The 21,674-nt window shown below is 65.3% G+C and carries 15 protein-coding genes and 2 tRNA genes; 14 read left to right on the top strand and 3 right to left on the bottom strand.

Features of this window, described 5'->3' with window-relative positions:
* Positions 1-5 precede the first annotated feature (5 nt).
* Entirely contained in the window at positions 6-746 is a 741-nt protein-coding gene (locus tag ACVMDN_RS17445; RefSeq protein WP_028331915.1) for an amino acid ABC transporter ATP-binding protein, read from the top strand.
* A 149-nt stretch (positions 747-895) separates the two neighbouring features.
* Here ACVMDN_RS17445 and ACVMDN_RS17440 read toward each other — a convergent pair whose 3' ends face one another.
* Positions 896-1,930 carry a cysteine synthase A gene (locus tag ACVMDN_RS17440; protein ID WP_076828754.1) on the bottom strand — a complete coding sequence of 345 codons (1,035 nt, stop codon included), beginning with the start codon at positions 1,928-1,930 and terminating at the stop codon, positions 896-898.
* Between the two features lie 614 nt (positions 1,931-2,544).
* On the opposite strand from ACVMDN_RS17440, the gene ACVMDN_RS17435 reads away from it, so the two are divergent.
* The 6 genes from ACVMDN_RS17435 to ACVMDN_RS17410 all read left to right on the top strand — a co-directional run bounded on the left by ACVMDN_RS17435 (position 2,545) and on the right by ACVMDN_RS17410 (position 12,620).
* On the top strand, positions 2,545-4,014 hold the full coding sequence (locus tag ACVMDN_RS17435) for an efflux transporter outer membrane subunit (protein ID WP_316394383.1): 1,470 nt from the start codon (positions 2,545-2,547) through the stop codon (positions 4,012-4,014).
* On the top strand, positions 4,004-5,452 hold the full coding sequence (locus tag ACVMDN_RS17430) for an efflux RND transporter periplasmic adaptor subunit (RefSeq protein ID WP_456835095.1): 1,449 nt from the start codon (positions 4,004-4,006) through the stop codon (positions 5,450-5,452). The genes ACVMDN_RS17435 and ACVMDN_RS17430 overlap by 11 nt, the downstream gene beginning before the upstream one ends.
* 48 nt (positions 5,453-5,500) lie before the next feature.
* Positions 5,501-8,629 (top strand): efflux RND transporter permease subunit, encoded by a 3,129-nt coding sequence (locus tag ACVMDN_RS17425; protein ID WP_456835096.1) that lies wholly within the window; start codon positions 5,501-5,503, stop codon positions 8,627-8,629.
* Entirely contained in the window at positions 8,626-11,730 is a 3,105-nt protein-coding gene (locus ACVMDN_RS17420; RefSeq protein ID WP_456835097.1) for an efflux RND transporter permease subunit, read from the top strand. The genes ACVMDN_RS17425 and ACVMDN_RS17420 overlap by 4 nt, the downstream gene beginning before the upstream one ends.
* 35 nt (positions 11,731-11,765) lie before the next feature.
* A complete protein-coding gene (locus tag ACVMDN_RS17415; protein ID WP_168856416.1) occupies positions 11,766-12,491 on the top strand; it encodes a tRNA-uridine aminocarboxypropyltransferase in 726 nt (241 codons plus the stop codon).
* Between the two features lie 55 nt (positions 12,492-12,546).
* A tRNA-Cys gene (locus ACVMDN_RS17410) sits at positions 12,547-12,620 on the top strand.
* 43 nt (positions 12,621-12,663) lie between these two features.
* Here ACVMDN_RS17410 and ACVMDN_RS17405 read toward each other — a convergent pair.
* Positions 12,664-12,846, bottom strand: coding sequence for a hypothetical protein (locus tag ACVMDN_RS17405; protein WP_024584196.1), 183 nt, complete (start codon positions 12,844-12,846; stop codon positions 12,664-12,666).
* 396 nt (positions 12,847-13,242) lie between these two features.
* Positions 13,243-13,887, bottom strand: coding sequence for a TetR family transcriptional regulator (locus ACVMDN_RS17400; protein ID WP_168856415.1), 645 nt, complete (start codon positions 13,885-13,887; stop codon positions 13,243-13,245).
* A gap of 94 nt (positions 13,888-13,981) precedes the next feature.
* On the opposite strand from ACVMDN_RS17400, the gene ACVMDN_RS17395 reads away from it, so the two are divergent.
* The 7 genes from ACVMDN_RS17395 to ACVMDN_RS17365 all read left to right on the top strand — a co-directional run bounded on the left by ACVMDN_RS17395 (position 13,982) and on the right by ACVMDN_RS17365 (position 21,658).
* Positions 13,982-14,467, top strand: a complete 486-nt coding sequence (locus ACVMDN_RS17395) for an anthrone oxygenase family protein (protein WP_456835098.1) — start codon at positions 13,982-13,984, stop codon at positions 14,465-14,467.
* 271 nt (positions 14,468-14,738) lie between these two features.
* Positions 14,739-14,813, top strand: a tRNA-Asn gene (locus ACVMDN_RS17390).
* 135 nt (positions 14,814-14,948) lie between these two features.
* Entirely contained in the window at positions 14,949-15,128 is a 180-nt protein-coding gene (locus tag ACVMDN_RS17385; protein ID WP_050404540.1) for a hypothetical protein, read from the top strand.
* Between the two features lie 136 nt (positions 15,129-15,264).
* Entirely contained in the window at positions 15,265-15,930 is a 666-nt protein-coding gene (locus ACVMDN_RS17380) for a protein-L-isoaspartate O-methyltransferase family protein (RefSeq protein WP_076828767.1), read from the top strand.
* 215 nt (positions 15,931-16,145) lie between these two features.
* Entirely contained in the window at positions 16,146-17,549 is a 1,404-nt protein-coding gene (locus tag ACVMDN_RS17375; protein ID WP_057016567.1) for a TolC family outer membrane protein, read from the top strand.
* Between the two features lie 334 nt (positions 17,550-17,883).
* The gene (locus ACVMDN_RS17370) at positions 17,884-18,618 is read left to right on the top strand and encodes a PopZ family protein (RefSeq protein ID WP_057016568.1); all 735 of its coding nucleotides are present in this window, start codon (positions 17,884-17,886) and stop codon (positions 18,616-18,618) included.
* A gap of 172 nt (positions 18,619-18,790) precedes the next feature.
* On the top strand, positions 18,791-21,658 hold the full coding sequence (locus ACVMDN_RS17365) for a valine--tRNA ligase (protein WP_168856412.1): 2,868 nt from the start codon (positions 18,791-18,793) through the stop codon (positions 21,656-21,658).
* The last annotated feature ends 16 nt before the right edge of the window (positions 21,659-21,674 follow it).

Genomic DNA, 21,674 nt, shown 5'->3' with positions numbered 1-21,674 from the left:
TCACCATGTCCACAACCCCGATCGTCAACATTTCCGCTCTCAACAAATGGTACGGCGACTTCCACGTGCTGCGCGACATCAACCTGGAGGTCGGCAAGGGCGAGCGCATCGTGATCTGCGGCCCATCCGGTTCGGGCAAGTCGACCCTGATCCGCTGCATCAACGCGCTGGAGGAATTCCAGGAGGGTGAGATCGTGGTCGACGGCATCGACCTCGGCCCGAACCTTCGCCGTGTCGACGAAGTCCGCCGCGAGGTCGGCATGGTTTTCCAGAGCTTCAACCTGTTCCCGCATCTCACCGTGCTCGACAATTGCACGCTGGCGCCGATCTGGGTGCGCAACATCCCGAAGAAGGATGCCGAGGCCACCGCGATGAAGTTCCTCGAGCGGGTCAAGATCCCGCATCAGGCCAACAAGTTTCCCGGCCAGATGTCGGGCGGTCAGCAGCAGCGCGTTGCGATCGCCCGCGCGCTGACCATGAACCCGAAGGTGATGCTGTTCGACGAGCCGACCTCGGCGCTCGACCCGGAGATGGTCAAGGAAGTGCTCGACACCATGGTCGATCTTGCCAAGGAGGGCATGACCATGCTGGTCGTGACCCACGAAATGGGCTTTGCCCGCGAGGTCGCCAACCGCGTCGTCTTCATGGACGCGGGCCAGATCATCGAATCGAACACGCCGCAGGAATTCTTCGCCAACCCGCAGCATGCGCGGTCGAAGCTGTTCCTGAGCCAGATTCTGCGGTGATTTCTGCCGTCATTGCGAGCCACCCGGTCGGCGCAAAGCGCCGCCGGATGACAGGCTCCGCGAAGCAATCCAATCCTCCGCATCGGAAGCATGGATTGCTTCGTCGCAATAGCTCCTCGCAATGACGTCTGCGGGGACGCATTCGCTCCCTAGACCAGCGGCAGCTCGATCTTGCTGCGCTTTTCCAGCCATTCCGGGACCGGCAGGTTCTTCGAGCGCATGAAGGCCGGGTTGAACAGCTTGGACTGATAGCGGTTGCCGGAGTCGCAGAGGATGGTGACGATGGTCTTGCCGGGGCCGAGCTGCTTGGCGAGCTGGATCGCGCCCGCGATGTTGACGCCGGTCGAGCCGCCGAGGCACAGGCCTTCGTGCTCCAAAAGCTCATAGATGATGGTCACCGCTTCCTCGTCGGAGATCAGGAACGCAGTGTCGACCTTCGCCGTCTCGACCACAGGCGTGACGCGTCCGAGCCCGATGCCTTCTGTGATCGAATCGCCCGGCGTCGATTTGACCTGCCCATTCTTGAACAGTTCGTACATCCCGAAGCCGTGCGGATCGGCGCAGGCGGTGACGATGGCCGGGTTCTTTTCCTTCAGGTAGCGGCTGATGCCGGCGAGCGTGCCGCCGGTGCCGACCGAGCAGATGAAGCCGTCGACCTTGCCGTCGGTCTGCTGCCAGATTTCCGGTCCGGTCGAGTCGTAATGCGCCTTGGGATTGTCGAGGTTGTTCCACTGGTCGGCAAACAGCACGCCGTTCGGTTCGGTCTTGCGCAGCTGCTCCGCGAGACGCCTGCCGAGATGCTGATAGTTGTTCGGATTGGCGAAGGGCAGCGCCGGCGCCTCGACCAGTTCGGCACCGCACAGCCGCAGCATGTCCTTCTTTTCCTGGCTCTGCGTCTCCGGAATGACGATCAGGGTGCGGTAGCCGCGCGCACTCGCCACGACAGCAAGCCCGATCCCGGTATTGCCCGCGGTCGACTCGACCACGAGGCCGCCGGGCTTCAGCGTGCCGCGCCTCTCGGCCTCCAGGATCATCCATTTGCCGGCACGATCCTTCACCGACTGGCCCGGGTTCATGAATTCGGCCTTGCCGAGAATGGTGCAGCCGGTCAGTTCGGACGCGCGTTTCAGCTTGATGAGGGGGGTGTTGCCGATCGCTTCGATGACGTCTTTGTTGAATATCATGTCGGGGAATTTCTTTGCCGGTCTGGGTCTTGCTTGGCGAACCTAGTGTGCTGATCGAAAAAGGGAAGGGCTTTTGCACTGCGGCAAAACACGGGTTCAACACGCTTGACCTCGCAAGCGCGGAGGTCACGGGCTTGGGGAGAACTCCGTTTTGTGGCGGTCGGGTCGGCCAGCACAATCATCCTGTGGTCCGCGGTTTCGCGTGAGTTGCGCGCTCTCGGCCAATCAAGACCTGACGGCGCGGTGCGCGGTGGCGCGAGTCTGGCGCCGTGCCGGCACATCTTGCGGATTCAATGCAACAGCAGCCGAGAAATCCCCATGAAATCTTTGTAAGAATCGTGACTTCCGGCACCGGTCCGAAATGCGCGGAAATGCCGTAAAAAATAGGGAAAAGTCGGCATTCAAGGTAGCTACGAATCGCTTGCGATGCGACGCCACGCAATCGTGACGGGGCTGTCCGCCCCATTGTCCCAAGGGTAGGATGGGACAGGCAGGTTCCATTGGAAGCATACCCCCGTGAACGTCACCCAGACCATCGCTGAACGCGTCATTCGTGCGCCACGGGCGAAGTCTGGCTTCGGCGGAGAACGGGTGTGACCCAGCCGGTGTCCGTGATGGTGCCTGGAGGCCGGTTCGGCCTCGCCGCCCGCGCGCGCCGGCTCGCGGCGCGTTCGCTCGTTGCGCTCGGCCTGGTCGTTGGTTCTGCCGGCTGCATTCTGACCCAGGACATCCCTGACCCAGCGCTCGACGTGCCGCAGGGCTACAAGGCCGTGCGTCTCGGCCGGCCGGGCGACGCGCTTCCGACGCTCGATTGGTGGCGGGGCTTCCGCTCCAGGGAGCTGACGCAGCTGATGGAGGAGGCGCAGACCGTCAACCTCGACATCGCCGCTGCGGTTGCGCGCTTCCGCCAGGCCGACGCGCTGGCGCGGCAGGCCGGCGCGGCGCTGCTGCCGACCCTCAATCTCAACGGATCGGAAACCTACTCGCGCACCTCCGGCTCCAGCGCCAGCGGCCTCACCAATGGCGGGCGCGAGGTGGTGAACTACAACGCCTCGCTGAGCGCCAGCTATCAGCTCGACTTCTGGGGCCAGAACCGCGACGCCGCGCAGGCGGCGGAGGAGACCGCCGTTGCCAACCGGTTCGACCGCGAGGTGGTGGCGCTGACCACGCTGGCGAGCGTCGCCAATGCTTATTTCAGCGTGCTCGCGACGCAGGACCGGCTGCGCACCGCGCAGCGCAACATCGCCAGCGCCGAGCGCATCCTCAATGCGATCAAGGAGCGCTTCAAGGCCGGCACCGGCTCCGATCTCGACGTCGCGCAGCAGGAGACCGTGCTCGCCAACCAGCGCGCGCTGGTGCCGCCGCTGCGGCAGACGCTCGACCAGAGCATCAATGCGCTCGCGGTGCTGGTGTCGCGACCGCCGGAAAGCGTGCGCGTCTCCGGCGGCTCGCTCAACGCCGTTGCGATCCCGCGCGTTACGCCGGGCCTGCCGTCTGAATTGCTGACCCAGCGTCCCGACATCCGCCGGCAGGAGGCGCAGCTTGCATCCGCCACCGCCAATGTCGGCAGCGCGCGGGCGCAGTTCTTCCCGAGCATCCAGCTGACCGGAACGGGCGGCTACCAGAGCCAGGCGCTGGTCTCGCTATTCCAGCCGCATGCCGCCTTCTTCAACCTGGTCGGCAGCATGACCCAGCCGATCTTCGACGGCGGCCGGATCCTCGGCAATTTCGAGTACACCAAGGCCAAGCAGGACGAGTTGCTGCAGACCTACCGCAAGACGGTGGTGCAGTCGTTCACCGACGTCGACAATGCGCTGGTCGCGATCCGCGAGACCACGCGCCGGCTGCAGCTGCAGCGCGACGTGCTGTCGTCGTCGCGGCGCGCCTTCGACCTCGCCGAGCAGCAGCTCAAGGCCGGCACCGCCGATATCGTAACTGTGCTAAACACGCAGCTGACCCTGTTCCAGGCGGAAGATGCCTATTCGCAGGCCCAACTGGCCCGGCTATTGGCGATCGTGAGCCTATATCAAGCATTAGGGGGCGGCTGGGAACCGAAGATGGAAAGACCGGTCGATGCTCTTTAAGCCCGACTCGACGGACGACGAGAAACGCACGGCGCCGCGCAAGCGGAGCCTTCTCTCGCGCGTGCTGGGGCGCATGGTGTCCTTGCTCATCACGCTCGTGATCCTCGGCGGGCTCGGCTATCTCGGCTGGCTCGCCTTCCAGCCCAAGCAAAATGGGGGCGGCGGGCGCGGCGCGGGCGGGCGGCCTGACCCGCCGGTGCCGGTGCTGGCGGCCACGCCGCAGGTGCATGACGTGCCGGTCTATCTCGACGGCGTCGGTTCGGTGAGGGCGCTGAATACCGTGACCGTGCGCTCGCAGGTCGACGGCAAGCTGCTCAAGGTGAATTTCGTCGAGGGCCAGGACGTCAAGAAGGACGATGTTCTGGGCGAGATCGATCCGGCGATCTATCAGGCGCAATACGACCAGGCGGTGGCCACGAAGGCCAAGGACGAAGCGCTGCTCGCCAATCAGAAGATCGATCTTGCCCGCTATGAGCAGCTCGCTGCCACCAACGCGGGCTCGAAGCAGCAGGCCGATACGCAGCGAGCGCTGGTCGCGCAGCAGCAGGCCATCATCAAGGCCGACCAGGCCCAGATCGACAATGCGCGCGCCACGCTCGGCTATACCAAGATCGTCGCGCCGATCGCGGGGCGCGCCGGCCTTCGCCAGGTCGACCAGGGCAACATCATCCACGCCGCCGATACCACGGGGCTCGTCATCCTGACCCAGCTGCAGCCGATCGCAGTATGGTTCAGCCTGCCGCAGCAGCAGATCATGCGGGTCAACGCCGCGGCCGCGAAGGGCCAACTCGCGGTCGACGTGTTCGGCAATGACGGCGTCACCGTGATCGATACCGGCAAGCTGACCGGCATCGACAACCAGGTCGATCCGACCACCGGCACGCTGAAGCTGAAGGCGGAATTCCCCAATGCCAGCTACCAGCTCTGGCCCGGCCAGTTCGTCAATGTGCGGCTTAAGGTCGAGACGCTGCCGCAGGCGATCGTGGTGCCGACCTCCGCGGTGCAGCGCGGTCCGGCCGGCACCTTCAGCTACGTGATCGGTGAGGGCGATATCGTCACCGCCAAGCCGGTCACGGTCACGCAGCAGAACGAGCATGAGGCCGTCATCGCCAGCGGCCTGACCACGTCGGACCGCGTCGTGACGACCGGCTTTGCCAATCTCGCCGATGGCGCGAAGGTCGTGGTCGGCAAGGACGACGGGCCGCCGGCCGCCGATCTCGCGCCGCGCAAGCGCAGCCGCAATCCCGACGGCAAGCGCGGCGCTGGCCAAGGCGAAGGGCAGGGCAAGGACGGCAAGAAAGACTGGCAGGGCAAGGACGGCGAGCATCGCGGCCGGCACGAGCATAGCGAAGGCGATCAGAAGGGGCAGACCGGACCGGCGCCCGCGCCGGCAGCAGGGGGCGAACAGTCGGGCGGCGCGCCGAAGGCGCAGCCATGACCGGCATCCTGACTTCGTAATGGCCGATCTTACAGCGAGCACGCAGCCATGAGCGTCTCCGAACCGTTCATCCGCCGGCCGATCGCCACCTCGCTGCTCGGCATCGCCCTGATGATCGGCGGTGCGCTCGGCTATTGGGCGCTGCCGGTCTCGGCGCTGCCGCAGGTCGACTTCCCGACCGTACAGGTGACGACGCAACTGCCCGGCGCCAGCCCCGACGTGGTGGCTTCGCTGATCACGGCGCCGCTGGAGCGGCAGCTCGGGCAGATCCCGTCGCTGTCGTCGATGAACTCGACGAGCTCGTTCGGCGTCAGCCAGATCTCGTTGCAGTTCGACCTCAACCGCGACATCGACGGCGCCACGCAGGATGTGCAGGCCGCGATCAATGCGGCCGCCGGCATCTTGCCGAAGACGCTGCCGTATCCGCCTGTCTACGCCAAGGTGAACCCCGCGGACGCGCCGGTGATGACGCTGGCGCTGACCTCGGACACGATCTCGCTGCGGGCGATGAGCGATCTCGCCGACACCATCCTGGGCCAACGGCTGAGTCAGATTTCCGGCGTCGGCCGGGTCTCGATCCTCGGTGGATTGAAGCCGGCGGTGCGCGTGCAGGCCGATCTGGCCCGGCTCGCGGCCTACGGCATCGCGATGGAGGATCTCCGCAACGCGATCGCCGGTGCCAACGTGTCGGGGCCGAAGGGATCGCTCGACGGTGCCCAGCAATCCTACACCATCGCCGCCAACGATCAGATCGCCGCCGCCGACGCCTACCGGCCGATCATCATCGCCTATCGCAACGGCTCGCCGGTCACGATCGGCGACGTCGCCCAGATCGTCGATGGGCTGGAGAACGACCGCACCGGCGGCTGGTACCAGGGCACGCCGGCCGTCATCATCGATATCCAGCGCCAGCCGGGCGCCAATGTCATCGACGTCGTCAAGCAGATCCGCGCCGAAATCCCGCGGCTGCAGCGGGCGGTCCCGGCCGGCGTCAAGCTGACCATCGTCTCCGACCGTACCGTGACGATCCGCGCCTCGGTGCGCGACGTGCAGTTCACGCTGATCCTGAGCGTCGTGCTTGTGACGCTGGTGGTGCTCCTGTTCCTGCGGTCGCTGCGCGCGACCCTGATCGCCGGCGTTGCGCTGCCGCTGTCGCTGATCACGAGCTTCGGCATCATGTATTTCGCGGGCTTCAGCCTCGACAATCTGTCGCTGATGGCGCTGACCATCGGAACCGGGTTTGTGGTCGACGACGCCATCGTCATGATCGAGAACATCGTCCGCCACATGGAAGACGGCGAAACGGTGATGGAGGCCTCGCTGAAGGGGGCCAGCGAGATCGGCTTCACCGTGATCTCGCTGACGGTGTCGCTGATCGCGGTGTTCATCCCGCTGCTGTTCATGTCCGGCCTGGTTGGCCGCATGTTCCGCGAATTCGCGCTCACCTTGACGATCGCGGTCGTAACCTCGGCGATCGTCTCGCTGACATTGACGCCGATGATGTGCTCGCGGCTGCTCAAGAACATCCATGAGGAGATGGCGGTCCCGGGCCTCGCCGCGGTCAGCCGTTTCATCGACCGCATGGTGGAGTTCTACCATCGGACGCTGCTCTGGGTGCTGCGGCGCCAGCGCGCGACGCTGCTGGTGACGTTCGCGACCATCGCGCTGACGCTGATCATGTACGTGCTGGCGCCGAAGGGTTTTCTGCCGCTGCAGGACACCTCATCGATCACGGCGGTGACCGAGGCCGGGCCCGACGTCTCGTTCGCCGAGATGCAGCGGCGGCAGAGCGCGGTCTCAAACATCATCAAGGCCGATCCTGATGTGGTCGGCGTTGTCTCGGTGATCGGTTCGGGTTCGGTCAATCCGACCACCAATGTCGGCCGGCTGGTGATGACGCTGAAGCCGCTCGACCAGCGGCGCGAGGGCGTCGTCAAGGTGATCGAGCGGCTGAAGGAGAAGATCGCGACGGTGCCCGGCATGACGGTGTACTTCCAGCCGGTGCAGGACGTGCAGATCTCGACCCAGTCGAGCCGCTCGCAATACCAGTACACGCTGACCGCGACCGACGCCGCCGAGGTCTCGCAATGGGCGCAAAAGCTCGTCGCCGAGATGCGGCGCGACCCGATCTTCCGCGATGTCTCCTCTGAGGCGCAGGAGGGGGGCCTGCGCGCGGCGCTCGACGTCAACCGCCAGCGTGCCGGCCAGCTCGGTGTCAGTCTGCAGGGCGTCACCGATACGCTGAACGATGCCTTCGCACAGCGGCAGATCTCGACGATCTACGGCCAGGCCAACCAGTACCGCGTCGTGCTCGAAGCGCTGCCGATGTATCAGCGCGACCCGTCGATCCTCGACAAGCTCTATCTGCCCGGAGCCAACGGCGCGCAGGTGCCGCTGTCGGCGGTGGCGACGCTGGTCCGGACAACGGCGCCGCTCGCGATCTCGCACCAGGCGCAATTCCCGTCAGTCTCGCTCAGCTTCAACCTGGCGCCGGGCGAGGCGCTGGGCGACGCGGTCGCGGCCGTGAAGGCGATCGAGAGCAGGATCGGAATGCCCGGCAGCATCGTCGGGATCTATTCCGGCGACGCCGCCGAATTCTCGCGCTCGCTCGCCGGCCAGCCCTGGCTGATCCTGGCGGCGATCATCACGATCTATATCGTGCTCGGCGTGCTCTATGAGAGCTATATCCATCCGATCACCATCCTCTCGACGCTGCCCTCGGCCGGCGTCGGCGCCATCCTCGCCTTGATGCTGTGCGGGCAGGACCTCTCGGTGATCGGCCTGATCGGCATCATCCTGTTGATGGGTATCGTCAAGAAGAACGCGATCATGATGATCGACTTCGCGCTGGAGGCCGAGCGTCGCCAGGGCATGTCGTCCTATGACGCCATCGTGCAGGCCTGCCTGCTGCGCTTCCGCCCGATCATGATGACGACGCTGGCGGCGTTGTTCGGCGCGCTGCCGCTCGCGATCGAAAGCGGCACCGGCGCGGAACTGCGCTTCCCGCTCGGCATCTCGATCATCGGCGGCCTGCTGCTGAGCCAGCTGCTGACGCTCTACACCACGCCGGTGATCTATCTGGCGCTCGACCGCCTCAACCGCCGGATCGAGCGGGCCGTGCCGGAGCCGGGTCCCAGCGGCCCGCCGATCGCGGGCGCCACCGAGGGCATGCAGTGATCTCGATCTCCGAGCCCTTCATCCGCAGGCCGGTGGGCACCACACTGCTTGCGATCGGGCTGTTCCTGGTCGGGATCGTCGCCTACCAGTTCCTGCCGGTGTCGTCGGTTCCGAATGTCGATTTCCCGACCATTCGGGTGTCGGCGTCCAGGCCAGGGGCCGATCCCTCCGTAATGGCCGCGACCGTCGCCGCACCGTTGGAGCGCAAGCTCGGCACCATTTCGGGCGTCGACCAGATCACCTCGACGAGCTCACTCGGCACCACCAGCATCCAGGTGCAGTTCTCGATCGGCCGCAATATCGACCGCGCCGCGCGCGACGTGCAGGCCGCGATCAACGCCTCGCTCGCCGATCTGCCGAGCGACCTGCCGTCGCTGCCCAGGTTCCGCAAGGCCAACCCGGCCGCGTCGCCGGTATTCGTGCTGGCGCTGACCTCGAAGACGATCTCGACTAGCGCGATGTACGACGTCGCCGACACGGTGCTGGCGCAGCGCATCTCGCAGGTGCCGGGAGTGGGCGAGGTGACCGTCAGCGGGGCCGACCAGCCAGCGGTGCGCATCGCGCTCAACCCGGTGTCCCTGGCGAACGCCGGGATCGCGACCGACGAAGTCCGGCTCGCGATCATCAATGCCAACCCGCTGGGGCCGGTCGGCATCTTCAATGGCGGCCGGCTGAGCGAGACGCTCTCGATCAACAAGCAGATGCGCACCGCCGCCGAATTCCGCGACATTGTCATCAAAAGCTCGAACGGCAATTACGTCCGCGTCGCCGACGTCGCCGAGGTCGAGGATTCCGTGCGCAACTCGCGCTCGATCGCCTGGTTCAACAAGCAGCCGGCGGTGCTGATCCAGATCACCAAGCAGGGCGACGCCAACGTCATCGACACCGTCGACGGCGTTCGCAGGATGCTGCCGGAACTGAAGAAATGGATTCCGGCGGGCGTCGAGATCTCCACCCTGGTCGATCGCACCGGAACGATCCGCGCCAGCGTCGAGGACATGCAGTTCACGCTGCTGGCGACCGCAGTGCTTGTGATGATCGTGGTGTTCGTGTTCCTGCGCCGGGTGGTGCCGACGATCGCCGCCGGCGTGTCGGTGCCGCTGGCGCTGGCGGGCACCTGCGCCGGGATGTGGCTCGCCGGCTTCTCGATCGACAATCTGTCGCTGATGGCGCTGGCGATCTCCGTCGGCTTCGTGGTCGACGACGCCATCGTGATGATCGAGAACATGTACCGCAATCTCGAGCAGGGCATGGCGCCGTATCCGGCCGCGGTCGAAGGCGCCAAGCAGATCGGCTTCACGGTGCTGTCGATCTCGCTGTCGCTGATCGCGGCCTTCACGCCGCTGATCTTCATGGATGGCATCGTCGGGCGCCTGCTGCGCGAATTCTCGCTGACGCTGGTGTTCGCGATCGCGGTTTCGACCGTGGTGTCGCTGACCATCACACCGATGATCTGCGCGCATTACATCAGGGAGGCGACCTCCGATCATGCCACCTGGTACGATCGCGTCATCGAGGGCACGCTGTCCCGTGTCGTGGCGTTCTACGCAGCGACGCTGCGAATCGTGCTCGGCTATCCCTTCCTGACCCTGGTGGTGTTCTTCGCCACCGTCGCGCTGACGGTGACGCTCTACATCAAGACGCCGAAGGGCTATTTTCCGACCGACGACAGCGGCTTCGTGATCGGCTCGACGCGGGCGTCGGCGGATATCTCGTTCCAGGCGATGCTTCAGCTGCAGCAGCGGCTCGCCGACATCGTGATGGCCGACCCCGCTGTCGCCGGCATCGGCTCGTCAGTCGGTTCCGGCGGCGGCCCGGGCGGCGCCACCTCCAACCGCGGCATCATGTACATCAGTCTGAAGCCGCCGGAGGAGCGGGGCGGCCTGTCGACCGCCCAGGTGATCGACCGGCTGCGCCGCAACCTGTACATGGTGCCGGGCATCCGCCTGTTCATGTTCGCCGCCCAGGATATCCGAACCGGCGGCCGGCAGAGCGATTCCGACTACCAATACACGCTCGCCTCGACCGATCTCGAGCTGTTGCAGAAATGGGCGCCGATCGTGGCCAAGCGCATGGAGACGGTGGATGGCATCACGGACGTCTCCTCCGACCGCGATCCCGGCGGGCTACAGCTCAACCTCGTGATCAACCGCAAGACCGCCTCCAGCCTCGGCGTCCGCGTGCAGGACATCGACAATGCGCTCAACAACGCCTTCTCGCAGCGGCAGATCTCGTACATCTACACCCAGCGCAACCAGTACATGGTAGTGCTCGAGATCGATCCGAAATTCCAGAGCGATCCGTCGAACCTCGAGCGCATCTACGTTGCCGGCGCCAACGACGTGCAGGTGCCGCTGTCGGCGCTGGTGCACTACCAGCGTGGATTGTCGGCGCTCGCGGTCTATCACTCCGGCGGCTTCCCCTCGACCACGGTGTCGTTCAACCTGCTGCCGGACGTGCCGCTGGAGGTCGCGACGACGAACATCCAGCAGGCGGTCGACGAGCTGCACATGCCCGAGGGCATTCGCGGCAGCTTCGACGGCAATGCCGGCGACTTCAACAAGACCAGCGGGCGGCAGCCGCTCCTGATCCTCGGCGCGCTGGTCGCGATGTATATCGTGCTCGGCGTGCTCTATGAGAGCCTGGCGCATCCGATCACGATCATCTCGACCCTGCCTTCGGCCGGCCTCGGCGCGTTGCTCGCACTGCAGGTGACGAACACGCCGCTGACCGTGATCGCCTTCGTCGGCATCATCCTCTTGATCGGCATCGTCAAGAAGAACGGCATCATGATGGTCGATTTCGCGCTCGAGGCCGAGCGGCATCAGGGCCTGTCGTCGCGGGACGCGATCTTCGAGGCCTGCCGCGCGCGCTTCCGTCCCATCCTGATGACGACGATGGCCGCGCTGTTCGCCGGCATTCCGCTGGTCATTGCGACCGGCCCGGGCACCGAGCTGCGCCGGCCGCTCGGCATCACCATCATCGGCGGCCTGTTCGTGTCGCAGATCCTGACGCTCTACACGACACCGGTGATCTATCTCTTGATCGACCGGCTGCGCCAGCGCCGCGAGCCGTCAGGCGTGCACGCACCCGCGGAATAGTTTGAATTGCACGATTGCAAGCGTATAGCGGAGCGATGTCCGAACCGACCGAAGCAAAAACCGATATTGTCGCCGAGATCGAGGAGTGCGCGCATTGCGGCAAGCCGTTGCCGCTGTGCATCTGCGACAGCGTCACGCCGATCGAGAGCCGCATCCAGCTCCTGATCCTGATCCATCCGCAGGAGCAGGACAGGGCGCTCGGCACCGCGCGACTGTTGGAACAGCATTTCGAAAACGCCGTGGTGCGGATCGGGCTGTCCTGGCCGAGCCTGGCCAAGGCGCTCGGCCGGCCGGTACCCGATCCGTCACGCTGGGCGGCGCTCTATCTCGGCTCCGCCAAGGTCGAAGACCTCGATACCGATGCCGAGATCGTTGCGATCAACCGCAAGGGCGAGCTCGAGCCGCATCAGCGCGCCATCCTCTCCGACATCGAGGGCATCGTGCTGCTCGACGGCACCTGGAGCCAGGCCAAGGCGCTGTGGTGGCGCAATGCCTGGATGCTGAAGTGTCAGCGGGTGATTCTCGGGCCGAAACGGCCCTCGCTCTACGGCAGACTGCGGCGGGAACCGCGCCGCGACGGCCTGTCCACCATTGAGGCGGCCGCGATCCTGCTGGCGGGGCTGGAGAAGCGGCCGGATATTGCCGCAACGTTAACTAATAGTTTCGAGCGGATGCTGGCGAGATTCCGCGAAGTGCAGGCCAAAATGCCGGAATTGGCGCCAAAACCGAAGAAGCGGGACTTTCGCAGACGCCGGCGTTAGCCGTCCGGCTTGGTTGCCTATCTCGGAGAGGGCGTATATGAAGTGCGCCGCAAGGGGCCACGTGGCGGAGTGGTTACGCAACGGTCTGCAAAACCGTGTACACCAGTTCAATTCTGGTCGTGGCCTCCACTCATCTCATCAATGGCTTGCAGCCAGTCAATGAGAAGCCGCATTAGCTCGCGGCGTACCAACCTTCAGGAAACGGAATCAGCGGCCACGGCGCCTGGTTGTCATTGGCCGCGCGCGGTGGCGGCTGAATGCGGGGCGAGGGCTGAGCCACGAAATCCTCCTGAGCAATGGGCGCGATCGCCGTTCGCACGGCGTCCAGCAGCAGATCAAATTCGACTTCGCTCATCACGCTCTCCGAGGTTCGAGAGCGCCATGGTCGCAAAACAGTCTTCGGTCCGGATTGAGCGATTCGTTCGAATTTTATGAAAAGAACGATGGCGCCCGCTTTGGTTAATGAATCGTTGGTGATCCCTTCGGGAACCTAGGTCGGCATGGCCGCACCTCGTGTGAAACAAATCACAACTTTCTAAAAACTCTTGCCGGGATTCCCGGCGGTATTCATAGCCGTCAAATATCGCAGGAATTTTAGGGAGACGTGACAATGGAGGCAAGTATCGCACGGTGGGGACCAGTCGCATGCCGCACGATCCTCGGCTCCTGCTGACGCGAACGGCGTAAGCCGTATGCGCCCGTATCTATCGTTTCTGTACAGGGAATATTCCCAACGCTCGTGCCGGAGCCGTCATGCCAGACTGGCGAGGTCGTGCGGCAGCATGGTCTTGAACTGCGTCAGCGCCTGCCGCGCCTTCCTCGGTGGCAGCGTGATCGTGTGACGCACGGCGGCTGCGATCAGTGTCATGGTCAGGGCGGAAAAGGTGGCGAGAGCGGCAGTCGGCATGTCGGGCGCAATCCGCCTGATCGCGTCGGACAACAGGCCGGAGAGCACGGCCATGTCGTCCGCATCGAGCTTCTGCAGGGCGCGGTCGGCTTGCGTCGCCTGCCAGATGTCGCGCATGACAGGCTCGCGCATGAACATCTCGTAGTAGCTGTCGACGATCCTGCACAGCGCCGGGTGCAGGTCGCGCGCGGTCGTCACCGCGGCCAGATCGCGCCTGACGCAATCGCGCCCGACCGCGTTATGGCGTTCGGCCAGGGTGCCGATGATCGCGGCCTTGTCCGGGAAATATTGATAGAGCGAGCCGAATGCGACGCCGCTGCGCGCGACGACGTCGCTCATGCGGAAAGCCTCGCTGCCCTTTTCCGCCATGATCTCGGTCGCACAGGCGAGGATGCGCTCGAAGCGCTCGCGGCTGCGCTGCTGGGTCGGGGCAAGCCGCGCCAGCCCGGGCAGGGCGACTTCCACGGATGCGGCCTTTCGTCTCGACATCTTTCGCTTCCCTGCGATCGGGGTTGACGGCTCTAATACGAGAGTTTATCGCATTTCACAAATACGAGTATATCTCGCATTTGGAGGCGGAACGATGCGCCAGATCCTGACCTCGGGCTTGCTTTGGTTTTCCGCGCTCGGCTGCGGCCTGCTCGCTGGGCTCTATTTCGCGTTCTCGGCTTTCGTCATGACCGCGCTCGGCCGCATCGATCAGGCCGCCGGCATCTCGGCGATGAACGCGATCAATGTCGATATCGTCCGCTCGCCGTTCATGCCGGTGTTCCTCGGCACCACGCTGTCCTGCGCCGTGCTGGCCGTGCTCGGCGGGCTCAGATGGCAGGAGCCGGGCGCGGTTGCGATGATTTGCGGCGGCGGCCTCTACGTGGTCGGCATGTTCGTCGTCACCGTCGTCTTCAATGTGCCGCTGAATGATCAGCTTGCGGCCTCTGACCCGGCGGGCACGTCGGCGGCGTCGGTTTGGGCGCGCTATCTGACCGACTGGACCTTCTGGAACCACGTGCGGACCATTGCATCGCTGGCCGCGACCGCGCTGTTCATCGTTGCCATCGCCGGGCGGTAGCCAACCCCGTTTGCGAGAGGAACTGGGCCGTGGCGCCCCTTACAGAATCGCGGGCGCGGTGCGACCGCCGCGCTGGCGGTGTTTCCAGGCGCCCGCGGGAGCGCGGCCGGGCCGGCGGGCTGGGCATGTTGCACGCCGGGCGATAGGTAAGCCCTTGTATCGCAGAGGCTTACCGTGCGCGCTAAAGTTTCGCCGGAGGGGCCATTTGGTTCTTTGCAAGGCCGAAAGGCTTTGTTATACGCTGCCCGCTCGCGAACAGATGTTCGCCTATTCCTCGGTAGCTCAGCGGTAGAGCATTCGACTGTTAATCGAATGGTCGCTGGTTCGAATCCAGCCCGGGGAGCCAGTTTGGTCTGGCCCCATCGATCCCCCAAATCGCCATCACAAGCCCGTGGTCCGCAGCGGACAGGCCGAAAACGTCGTCAAATCGACTCAATAGCCGTCGACACTTGCTCCCGCCGGGTCTTGAGAGGTGATTTTGATGGCCATTAACCTGATCGACCTGTCGATGCCGCAGCCGACGCTCGTTCCGAGCGATGCCCCCGACATCAGTGACGACGAGTGCGTCCGCCGGCTCGCGAGGGCCGTCGAGGAGCATGATTCCGAGCATCTCGATGAAGTGGCCCGCCTGATCGGCCGGCTCGCCGTCACGATCGAATAGACTGCGCCTTGGAGCGCGTTTTGGGAGCGCGTTTTGCACGCCAGCGGCGTGTTGCGTTTTGGCGGAGCTTGTTCCAAAAGATGGCCCTGTTCTAGCTTCTCCAGCGGCAATGCCGCGACTTGCAGGGTCTCCGCCAATGACCGGTTTTTCGACCGCGCGCCAGTATATGGTCGATGGTCAGGTGCGTCCGAGCGACGTGACCGATGATCGCATTCTCGATGCCATGCTGACCGTGCCGCGCGAGGTCTTCGTGCCGGCCAGCAAGCAGGCGCTGGCCTATCTCGACCTCGACCTCGATGTCGCCGAGGGCGGTGCGACGAGGCGCTGCCTGATCACGCCGGCGCTGCTCGCCCGGATGCTCCAGGCCGCCGAGATCAAGGCCACCGACCGCGTCCTCGTGGTCGGCTGCGCGACCGGCTACGCCGCCGCCGTCGTGGCGCGCTTTGCCGCAGAGGTCAGCGCGACCGAAAGCGATCCGGCCCTTGCCGCAAAGGCGACCACGGCGTTCGCCGAGCTCGGGATCCAGAATATCACGGTCAAAGCGGCCGCGGCCGCCGATGGCGATGCCGCGGGCGCCCCGTTTGACGTCATTATCCTCAATGGTGCGACGGAAATCGTCCCGACCGGGCTGTTCGGCCAACTCAAGGAGGGGGGCCGGCTGGTCGGGGTGTTCGGCCTGTTGCCGCCGCCGCGCGCCACCCTGGTGACGCACTCCCACGGGGATTTCGGCCATCGCGAGCTGTTCGACGCCTCGGCTCCCGTTTTACCCGGATTCGAGCGAGTTCCCGCCTTCGTCTTCTGACCGCGATGGCGGCGCACCGGCTGATAAAATCCCGTTCCGAATCAGAAGTGTGGCCCGTTTGCCCCATGTGAAGAGTTTCGACCGTGTTCCGTTGCGGGGTAGTTCCGTTGGGCCTAGCTGCGGACTAAGGTGAGGCGGGACTCACTTCGACTGAAGCGACCGCCGGACTGATTTGCGTGTGGGAGACGGCGACTACAATGATTGGATTTCCGGGGATGCGTGGGGTGAAGGTTGTCACCGCGGCTGCGACTGCCGTCCTTCTGTTGGCGGAGATGGGCCCTGTGCCCGCACTCGCCGATACAATCGAGGCCGCGCTGGTGCGGTCCTACCAAAACAATCCCCAGCTGAACGCGCAACGCGCGCAGGTGCGGTCAACTGACGAGAACGTTCCGCAGGCACTGTCGGGCTACCGCCCGAAAGTCGCACTGACGGCAAGCGCGGGGTATCAATACACCGATACGCTGACGACACAGGGCGGCGACGCGAACAATCTTGTCCGCACCCAAATCCATGGCGCCAACGCGCCGCGCAGCGCAGGCCTCACGGTCAACCAATCGCTGTTCAACGCGCAGACCGCGCCCAGGGTGCGCGCGGCCGAAAGCCAGGTCTCGGCGGCGCGCGAGGGCCTGCGTGTGCTCGAGCAAACCGTGATCCTGAGCGCGGCCACGATCTACATGGACTATCTCCGCGACTCCGCCATCGTCGAAGTTCAGCGCAGCAACACGCGCGTGCTGGAACAGACGCTGAAGCAGACCCAGGACCGCTTCAATGTCGGCGAAGTGACGCGGACCGACGTCGCGCAATCCGAAGCGCAGCTCGCGGCAGGTAAAACCCAGCAGCTCACCGCCGAATCGAACCTGACGACGACGCGATCGAATTTCCGCCGCATCATCGGCAACGAGCCGCAGAATCTCGCGCCGGGCTCGCCGGTCGACCGCTTCCTGCCGACGACGCTTGCGGCCGCCGTCGATCTCAGCCTGACCCAGAATCCGAACGTCACCTCGGCGATGTACGGCGTCGACGTCAACTTCCTGCAGGTCAAGGTCAGCGAGGGTGCGCTGTTCCCGTCGGTCAACCTGCAAACGTCGGTGCAGCAGCAATACGAGCAGACCCTGATCAGCCAGCGCACATTCAGCGCGGGAACGGCGGTCCAGCTGTCGGTGCCGCTCTACCAGGGTGGTGCGGAATACTCGCTGATCCGCCAGTCCAAGGAATCGCTGGCGCAGCAGCGCCTCGTGCTCGAGCAGACCCGCGATCAGGCGCGCGCCAACGTCGTCACCGCGTGGGGCCAGCTGGTCGCCGGCAAGTCGCAGGTGGCGTCGGCACAGGCGCAGGTGACCGCGTCGGAGATCGCCTTGAACGGCGTGCGCGAAGAGGCCAAGGCCGGTCAGCGCACCACGCTCGACGTGCTCAACGCGCAGCAGGCGCTCGTCAACGCGCGCAACGCGCTGGTCACCGCGCAGCACGACCGCGTCGTCGCGTCCTATAACGTGCTGAGCGCGGTTGGCCGCTTGTCGCCGCAGGTGCTCGGGCTTTCGACCAACGTCTACGATCCGAGCGTGCATTACCAGCAGGTTCGTGACAACTGGGCCGGCGTACGCACGCCCGACGGCCGCTAAACACCTTCGCATCGTCATCGCTTGTCGCGTCACGTTTGTGGTTCTGAGTTAATCAGGACCACAAACAGGCGCGTTTGCTTGCATTCGATAATTGGCCTGACATACCGTTTTGTCGGGCAGCAAGGCGATTCGCGGCGCGCCGGCGTAGCGTGATGACAGGTGCGACGCCCCCTGTGATCACGCTGCATTGGGCGACACGAAGCTTGCACAAAGCCTCGGGCGGGCTTGATCTGGGGACAAGTCGGGCGGGAGCAATGAAAATCTCTGCCCGCATCATCGGAACCGGCGAATCCTCTCGGGCTTGATGTAAATTCGTTTCGATGTGGAGTCGGAGATGACGCAACCTGCGAAGGTCCAAGAGCCCTCGATGGAGGAGATCCTGGCGTCGATCCGTCGCATCATTGCCGACGACGAGGCGAAGCCGGCCGCGGCCGAGAAGCCTGCGGCCGCCGCTGCAGCCCCGGCGCCGAAGGTCGAGCCAGCACCAGCAGCCAAGCCCGCGATGAAGAGCCCGCCGTCCGCAGCGCCACCGGCCGCGAAGGCCGCCGCGCCGGCGCCGAAATCACCGCCGCCTGCGCCGGCACCGGCGGCCAGCAACAGTCAGGACGATATCGACTCGCTGCTCGCCAGCCTCGATGAGGCGACGCCCGCAGCCGAGATCAGGCCGTCGCCGCAGCCCGCGGCCCAGCCCGAAGCCGACGTGTTCGAACTCACCGACGAGATGGCGCTGCCGGACCCGGCCGCCGCGCCGTCGTTCCGCAAGGTCGAGCCGCAGGACGACCTCGAGTTCACGGAAGCGCGGAGCCGGGCGCCGGAACCGGCCCGGGAGCCGCCGGCGATCGAGACCGCGCCCATGCAGCAGATCATCTCGGGAACCACGATGCGGGCCGTCGAGTCGGCCTTCAACTCTTTGGCCAACACCGTGCTGAGCAACAATGCGCGGACGCTCGAGGATCTGGTCAAGGAGATGCTGCGGCCGATGCTGAAGTCCTGGCTGGACGACAATCTGCCCGGGCTGGTCGAGCGGATCGTCAAGGCCGAGATCGAGCGGGTATCCCGCGGGCGCTAGCTGCGCGCGGCGTTAGCAGCGCAGCCGGCGCGAGGCTGGCTCCCGCCGTTGGGCCTGGCGGCCCTCAATCAGCTCCCCAAATGCCCTAAACGTCGATTTGACGTACCGGTCCGGTTGACTTGGTGCGCTCCGGCGGCTTTCTAACGCTTTCCATGGTCCACAGCGCATTGTCATGATCGAGAAAAACTACCAGCCCGCCGATATCGAGCACCGGATGGCCCGGATCTGGGAGGAGAGCGGTGCGTTCAAGGCCGGCCGGCCTGAACGCAAGGACGCCGCGCCTTTTACCATTGTGATCCCGCCGCCGAACGTGACCGGCTCGCTGCACATGGGCCACGCGCTCAACAATACGCTGCAGGACATCCTGTGCCGCTTCGAGCGGATGCGCGGCCGCGACGTGCTGTGGCAGCCCGGCACTGATCACGCCGGCATCGCCACCCAGATGGTGGTCGAGCGTCAGCTGATGGAACGGCAGGAGCCGGGCCGGCGCGACATGGGCCGCGCCAAGTTCCTCGAGCGAGTCTGGCAGTGGAAGGCCGAGAGCGGCGGCACCATCGTCAACCAGCTCAAGCGTCTCGGCGCCTCCTGCGACTGGTCGCGCGAGCGCTTCACCATGGACGAGGGCCTGTCGCGCGCCGTCGTCAAGGTGTTCGTCGAGCTGCACCGCGATGGCCTGATCTACAAGGACAAGCGCCTGGTCAATTGGGACCCGAAGCTGCTCACCGCGATCTCCGATCTCGAAGTGCAGCAGGTCGAGGTCAGGGGCCATCTCTGGTACCTGCGCTACCCGATCGAGGGCCGCAGCTTCAGCCCCGAGGATCCGAAATCGTTCATCGTGGTCGCGACGACGCGCCCCGAGACGATGCTCGGCGACACCGCGGTCGCGGTGCATCCGGACGACGAGCGCTACGCCGATCTGGTCGGCCAGCACGTCATCCTGCCGCTGGTCGGCCGCAGGATTCCGATCGTCGCCGACGACTATTCCGATCCGGAGAAGGGCTCGGGCGCGGTCAAGGTGACGCCTGCGCACGACTTCAACGACTTCGAGATCGGCAAGCGTCACGGCCTGCCGCAGATCAGCGTGCTCGACCAGGAAGGCAGCCTCAGCCTGGTGGGCAACGAGGACTATCTGCGCGGCCTGCCTGTCGGCGCCGACGAGTTCGCCGCCGAGTTTGACAAGATCGAGCGCTTCGCGGCGCGCAAGAAGATCGTCGCAAGGCTGGAGGAGTTCGGCTTCCTCGAGCGGATCGAGCCCAACACCCACATGGTGCCGCATGGCGACCGCTCCGGTGTCGTGATCGAGCCGTATCTGACCGACCAGTGGTATGTCGACGCCAAGACGCTGGCGCAGCCGGCGATCGCGGCGGTGCGCTCCGGCGAAACCACGTTCGTGCCGAAGAACTGGGAAAAGACCTATTTCGAGTGGATGGAGAACATCCAGCCCTGGTGCATCTCGCGCCAGCTCTGGTGGGGCCATCAGATCCCGGCGTGGTACGGACCCGACGGCAAGGTGTTCGTCGCCGAGACCGAGGAAGAGGCGGTCGGCCACGCGCTCGGCTATTACGTCGAGCAGGAAGTCATCACGCCGGAGCAGGGCCACGACATGGCGGTCGACCCCGCCAAGCGCGAGGGCTTCATCACGCGTGACGAGGACGTGCTCGACACCTGGTTCTCGTCGGCCCTGTGGCCGTTCTCGACGCTGGGCTGGCCGGACGACACGCCGGAGGTCGCGCGCTACTACCCGACCAATACGCTGGTTACCGGCTTCGACATCATCTTCTTCTGGGTCGCCCGCATGATGATGATGGGCCTCCATTTCATGAAGGAGGCGCCGTTCTCGACCGTCTACATCCACCGCCTCGTCCGCGACGAGAAGGGCGCCAAGATGTCGAAGTCGAAGGGCAACGTCATCGACCCGCTCGGCGTGATCGACGAATACGGCGCCGACGCGCTGCGCTTCGCGCTGACCCGCGAGGCGGCCCAAGGCCATGACATCCGCCTGTCGCCGCATCTGGTCGAGACCAACCGCAATTTCGCGACCAAGTTCTGGAACGCCTGTCGGTTCGCCGAGATGAACGAGTGCGTCAAGCCGGACGGTTTCGATCCGAAGGGCGCAAAGGAGACGTTGAACCGCTGGATCGCGCACGAAACCTCGCGCGTCACCCGCGAGGTGACCGAGACGATCGAGGATCATCGCTTCAACGATGCCGCGGGCGCGATCTACCGCTTCGTCTGGAACGTGTTCTGCGACTGGTATCTTGAGCTCGCGAAACCCGTGCTGATGGGCGAGGAGGGCGCGGCCAAGGCCGAGACCCGCGCCATGATCGCCTGGACCCGCGACGAGATCCTCAAGCTGCTGCATCCGTTCATGCCCTTCATCACCGAGGAGCTGTGGGCGGTGACCGCAAAGCGCGACGGCCTGTTGGTCTTGGCGTCCTGGCCGCGCAAGTCGGGCGTGACCGGCGAGCAGCTGGCCGCGATCGCGACCGCCGGTCCGGTGGTCGATCCGATCATTCCGCCGGTGATTGCCGCGCTCGACGCCGACGAGTTCAGCGATCCCGCGGCCGAGGCCGAGATCGGCTGGGTGGTCGATCTCGTCACTGCGATGCGGTCGGTGAAGGCGGAAATGAACATCCCGCCGTCGACACTGACGCCGCTGGTGATCGCGGGCGCCTCCGACGAGACGCGGGACCGCGCGCGGCGCTGGAACGACACCATCAAGCGGCTCGCGCGATTGTCGGATATCTCGTTCGCCGATCACCCGCCGGAAGGCGCGGTGCAGCTCCTTGTCCGCGGCGAGGCGGTCGCGCTGCCGCTGAAGGGCGTGATCGATCTCGCGGCCGAACGCACGCGGCTGGAGAAGGAGCTCGGCAAGGCCGACGCCGACATCAAGCGGGTCGATGCCAAGCTCGCCAACGACAAGTTCGTCGCCAACGCGCCGGACGAGCTCGTCGAGGAAGAGAAGGAAAAGCGCGCGGCAGCAGCGGAGCGCCGCGCCAAGATTCTCGAGGCGATCGAGCGGTTGAAGAAGGCGTCATAGCTGATAACGCCGTGGT

This window comes from Bradyrhizobium sp. USDA 4510 (assembly GCF_054059095.1).
The sequence above is the reverse complement of the archived record's forward strand: the minus strand, read 5'-3'. Positions and strand labels throughout refer to the sequence as shown.

Coding starts and splice junctions, on each gene's coding strand:
- ACVMDN_RS17375 (WP_057016567.1), top strand. CDS start 16,146: ATGCGTGGGGTGAAGGTTGTCACCGCGGCTGCGACTGCCGTCCTTCTG.
- ACVMDN_RS17385 (WP_050404540.1), top strand. CDS start 14,949: ATGGCCATTAACCTGATCGACCTGTCGATGCCGCAGCCGACGCTCGTT.
- ACVMDN_RS17395 (WP_456835098.1), top strand. CDS start 13,982: ATGCGCCAGATCCTGACCTCGGGCTTGCTTTGGTTTTCCGCGCTCGGC.
- ACVMDN_RS17425 (WP_456835096.1), top strand. CDS start 5,501: ATGAGCGTCTCCGAACCGTTCATCCGCCGGCCGATCGCCACCTCGCTG.
- ACVMDN_RS17365 (WP_168856412.1), top strand. CDS start 18,791: ATGATCGAGAAAAACTACCAGCCCGCCGATATCGAGCACCGGATGGCC.
- ACVMDN_RS17400 (WP_168856415.1), bottom strand. CDS start 13,887: ATGTCGAGACGAAAGGCCGCATCCGTGGAAGTCGCCCTGCCCGGGCTG.
- ACVMDN_RS17380 (WP_076828767.1), top strand. CDS start 15,265: ATGACCGGTTTTTCGACCGCGCGCCAGTATATGGTCGATGGTCAGGTG.
- ACVMDN_RS17445 (WP_028331915.1), top strand. CDS start 6: ATGTCCACAACCCCGATCGTCAACATTTCCGCTCTCAACAAATGGTAC.
- ACVMDN_RS17405 (WP_024584196.1), bottom strand. CDS start 12,846: ATGAGCGAAGTCGAATTTGATCTGCTGCTGGACGCCGTGCGAACGGCG.
- ACVMDN_RS17415 (WP_168856416.1), top strand. CDS start 11,766: ATGTCCGAACCGACCGAAGCAAAAACCGATATTGTCGCCGAGATCGAG.
- ACVMDN_RS17440 (WP_076828754.1), bottom strand. CDS start 1,930: ATGATATTCAACAAAGACGTCATCGAAGCGATCGGCAACACCCCCCTC.
- ACVMDN_RS17430 (WP_456835095.1), top strand. CDS start 4,004: ATGCTCTTTAAGCCCGACTCGACGGACGACGAGAAACGCACGGCGCCG.
- ACVMDN_RS17435 (WP_316394383.1), top strand. CDS start 2,545: ATGGTGCCTGGAGGCCGGTTCGGCCTCGCCGCCCGCGCGCGCCGGCTC.
- ACVMDN_RS17370 (WP_057016568.1), top strand. CDS start 17,884: ATGACGCAACCTGCGAAGGTCCAAGAGCCCTCGATGGAGGAGATCCTG.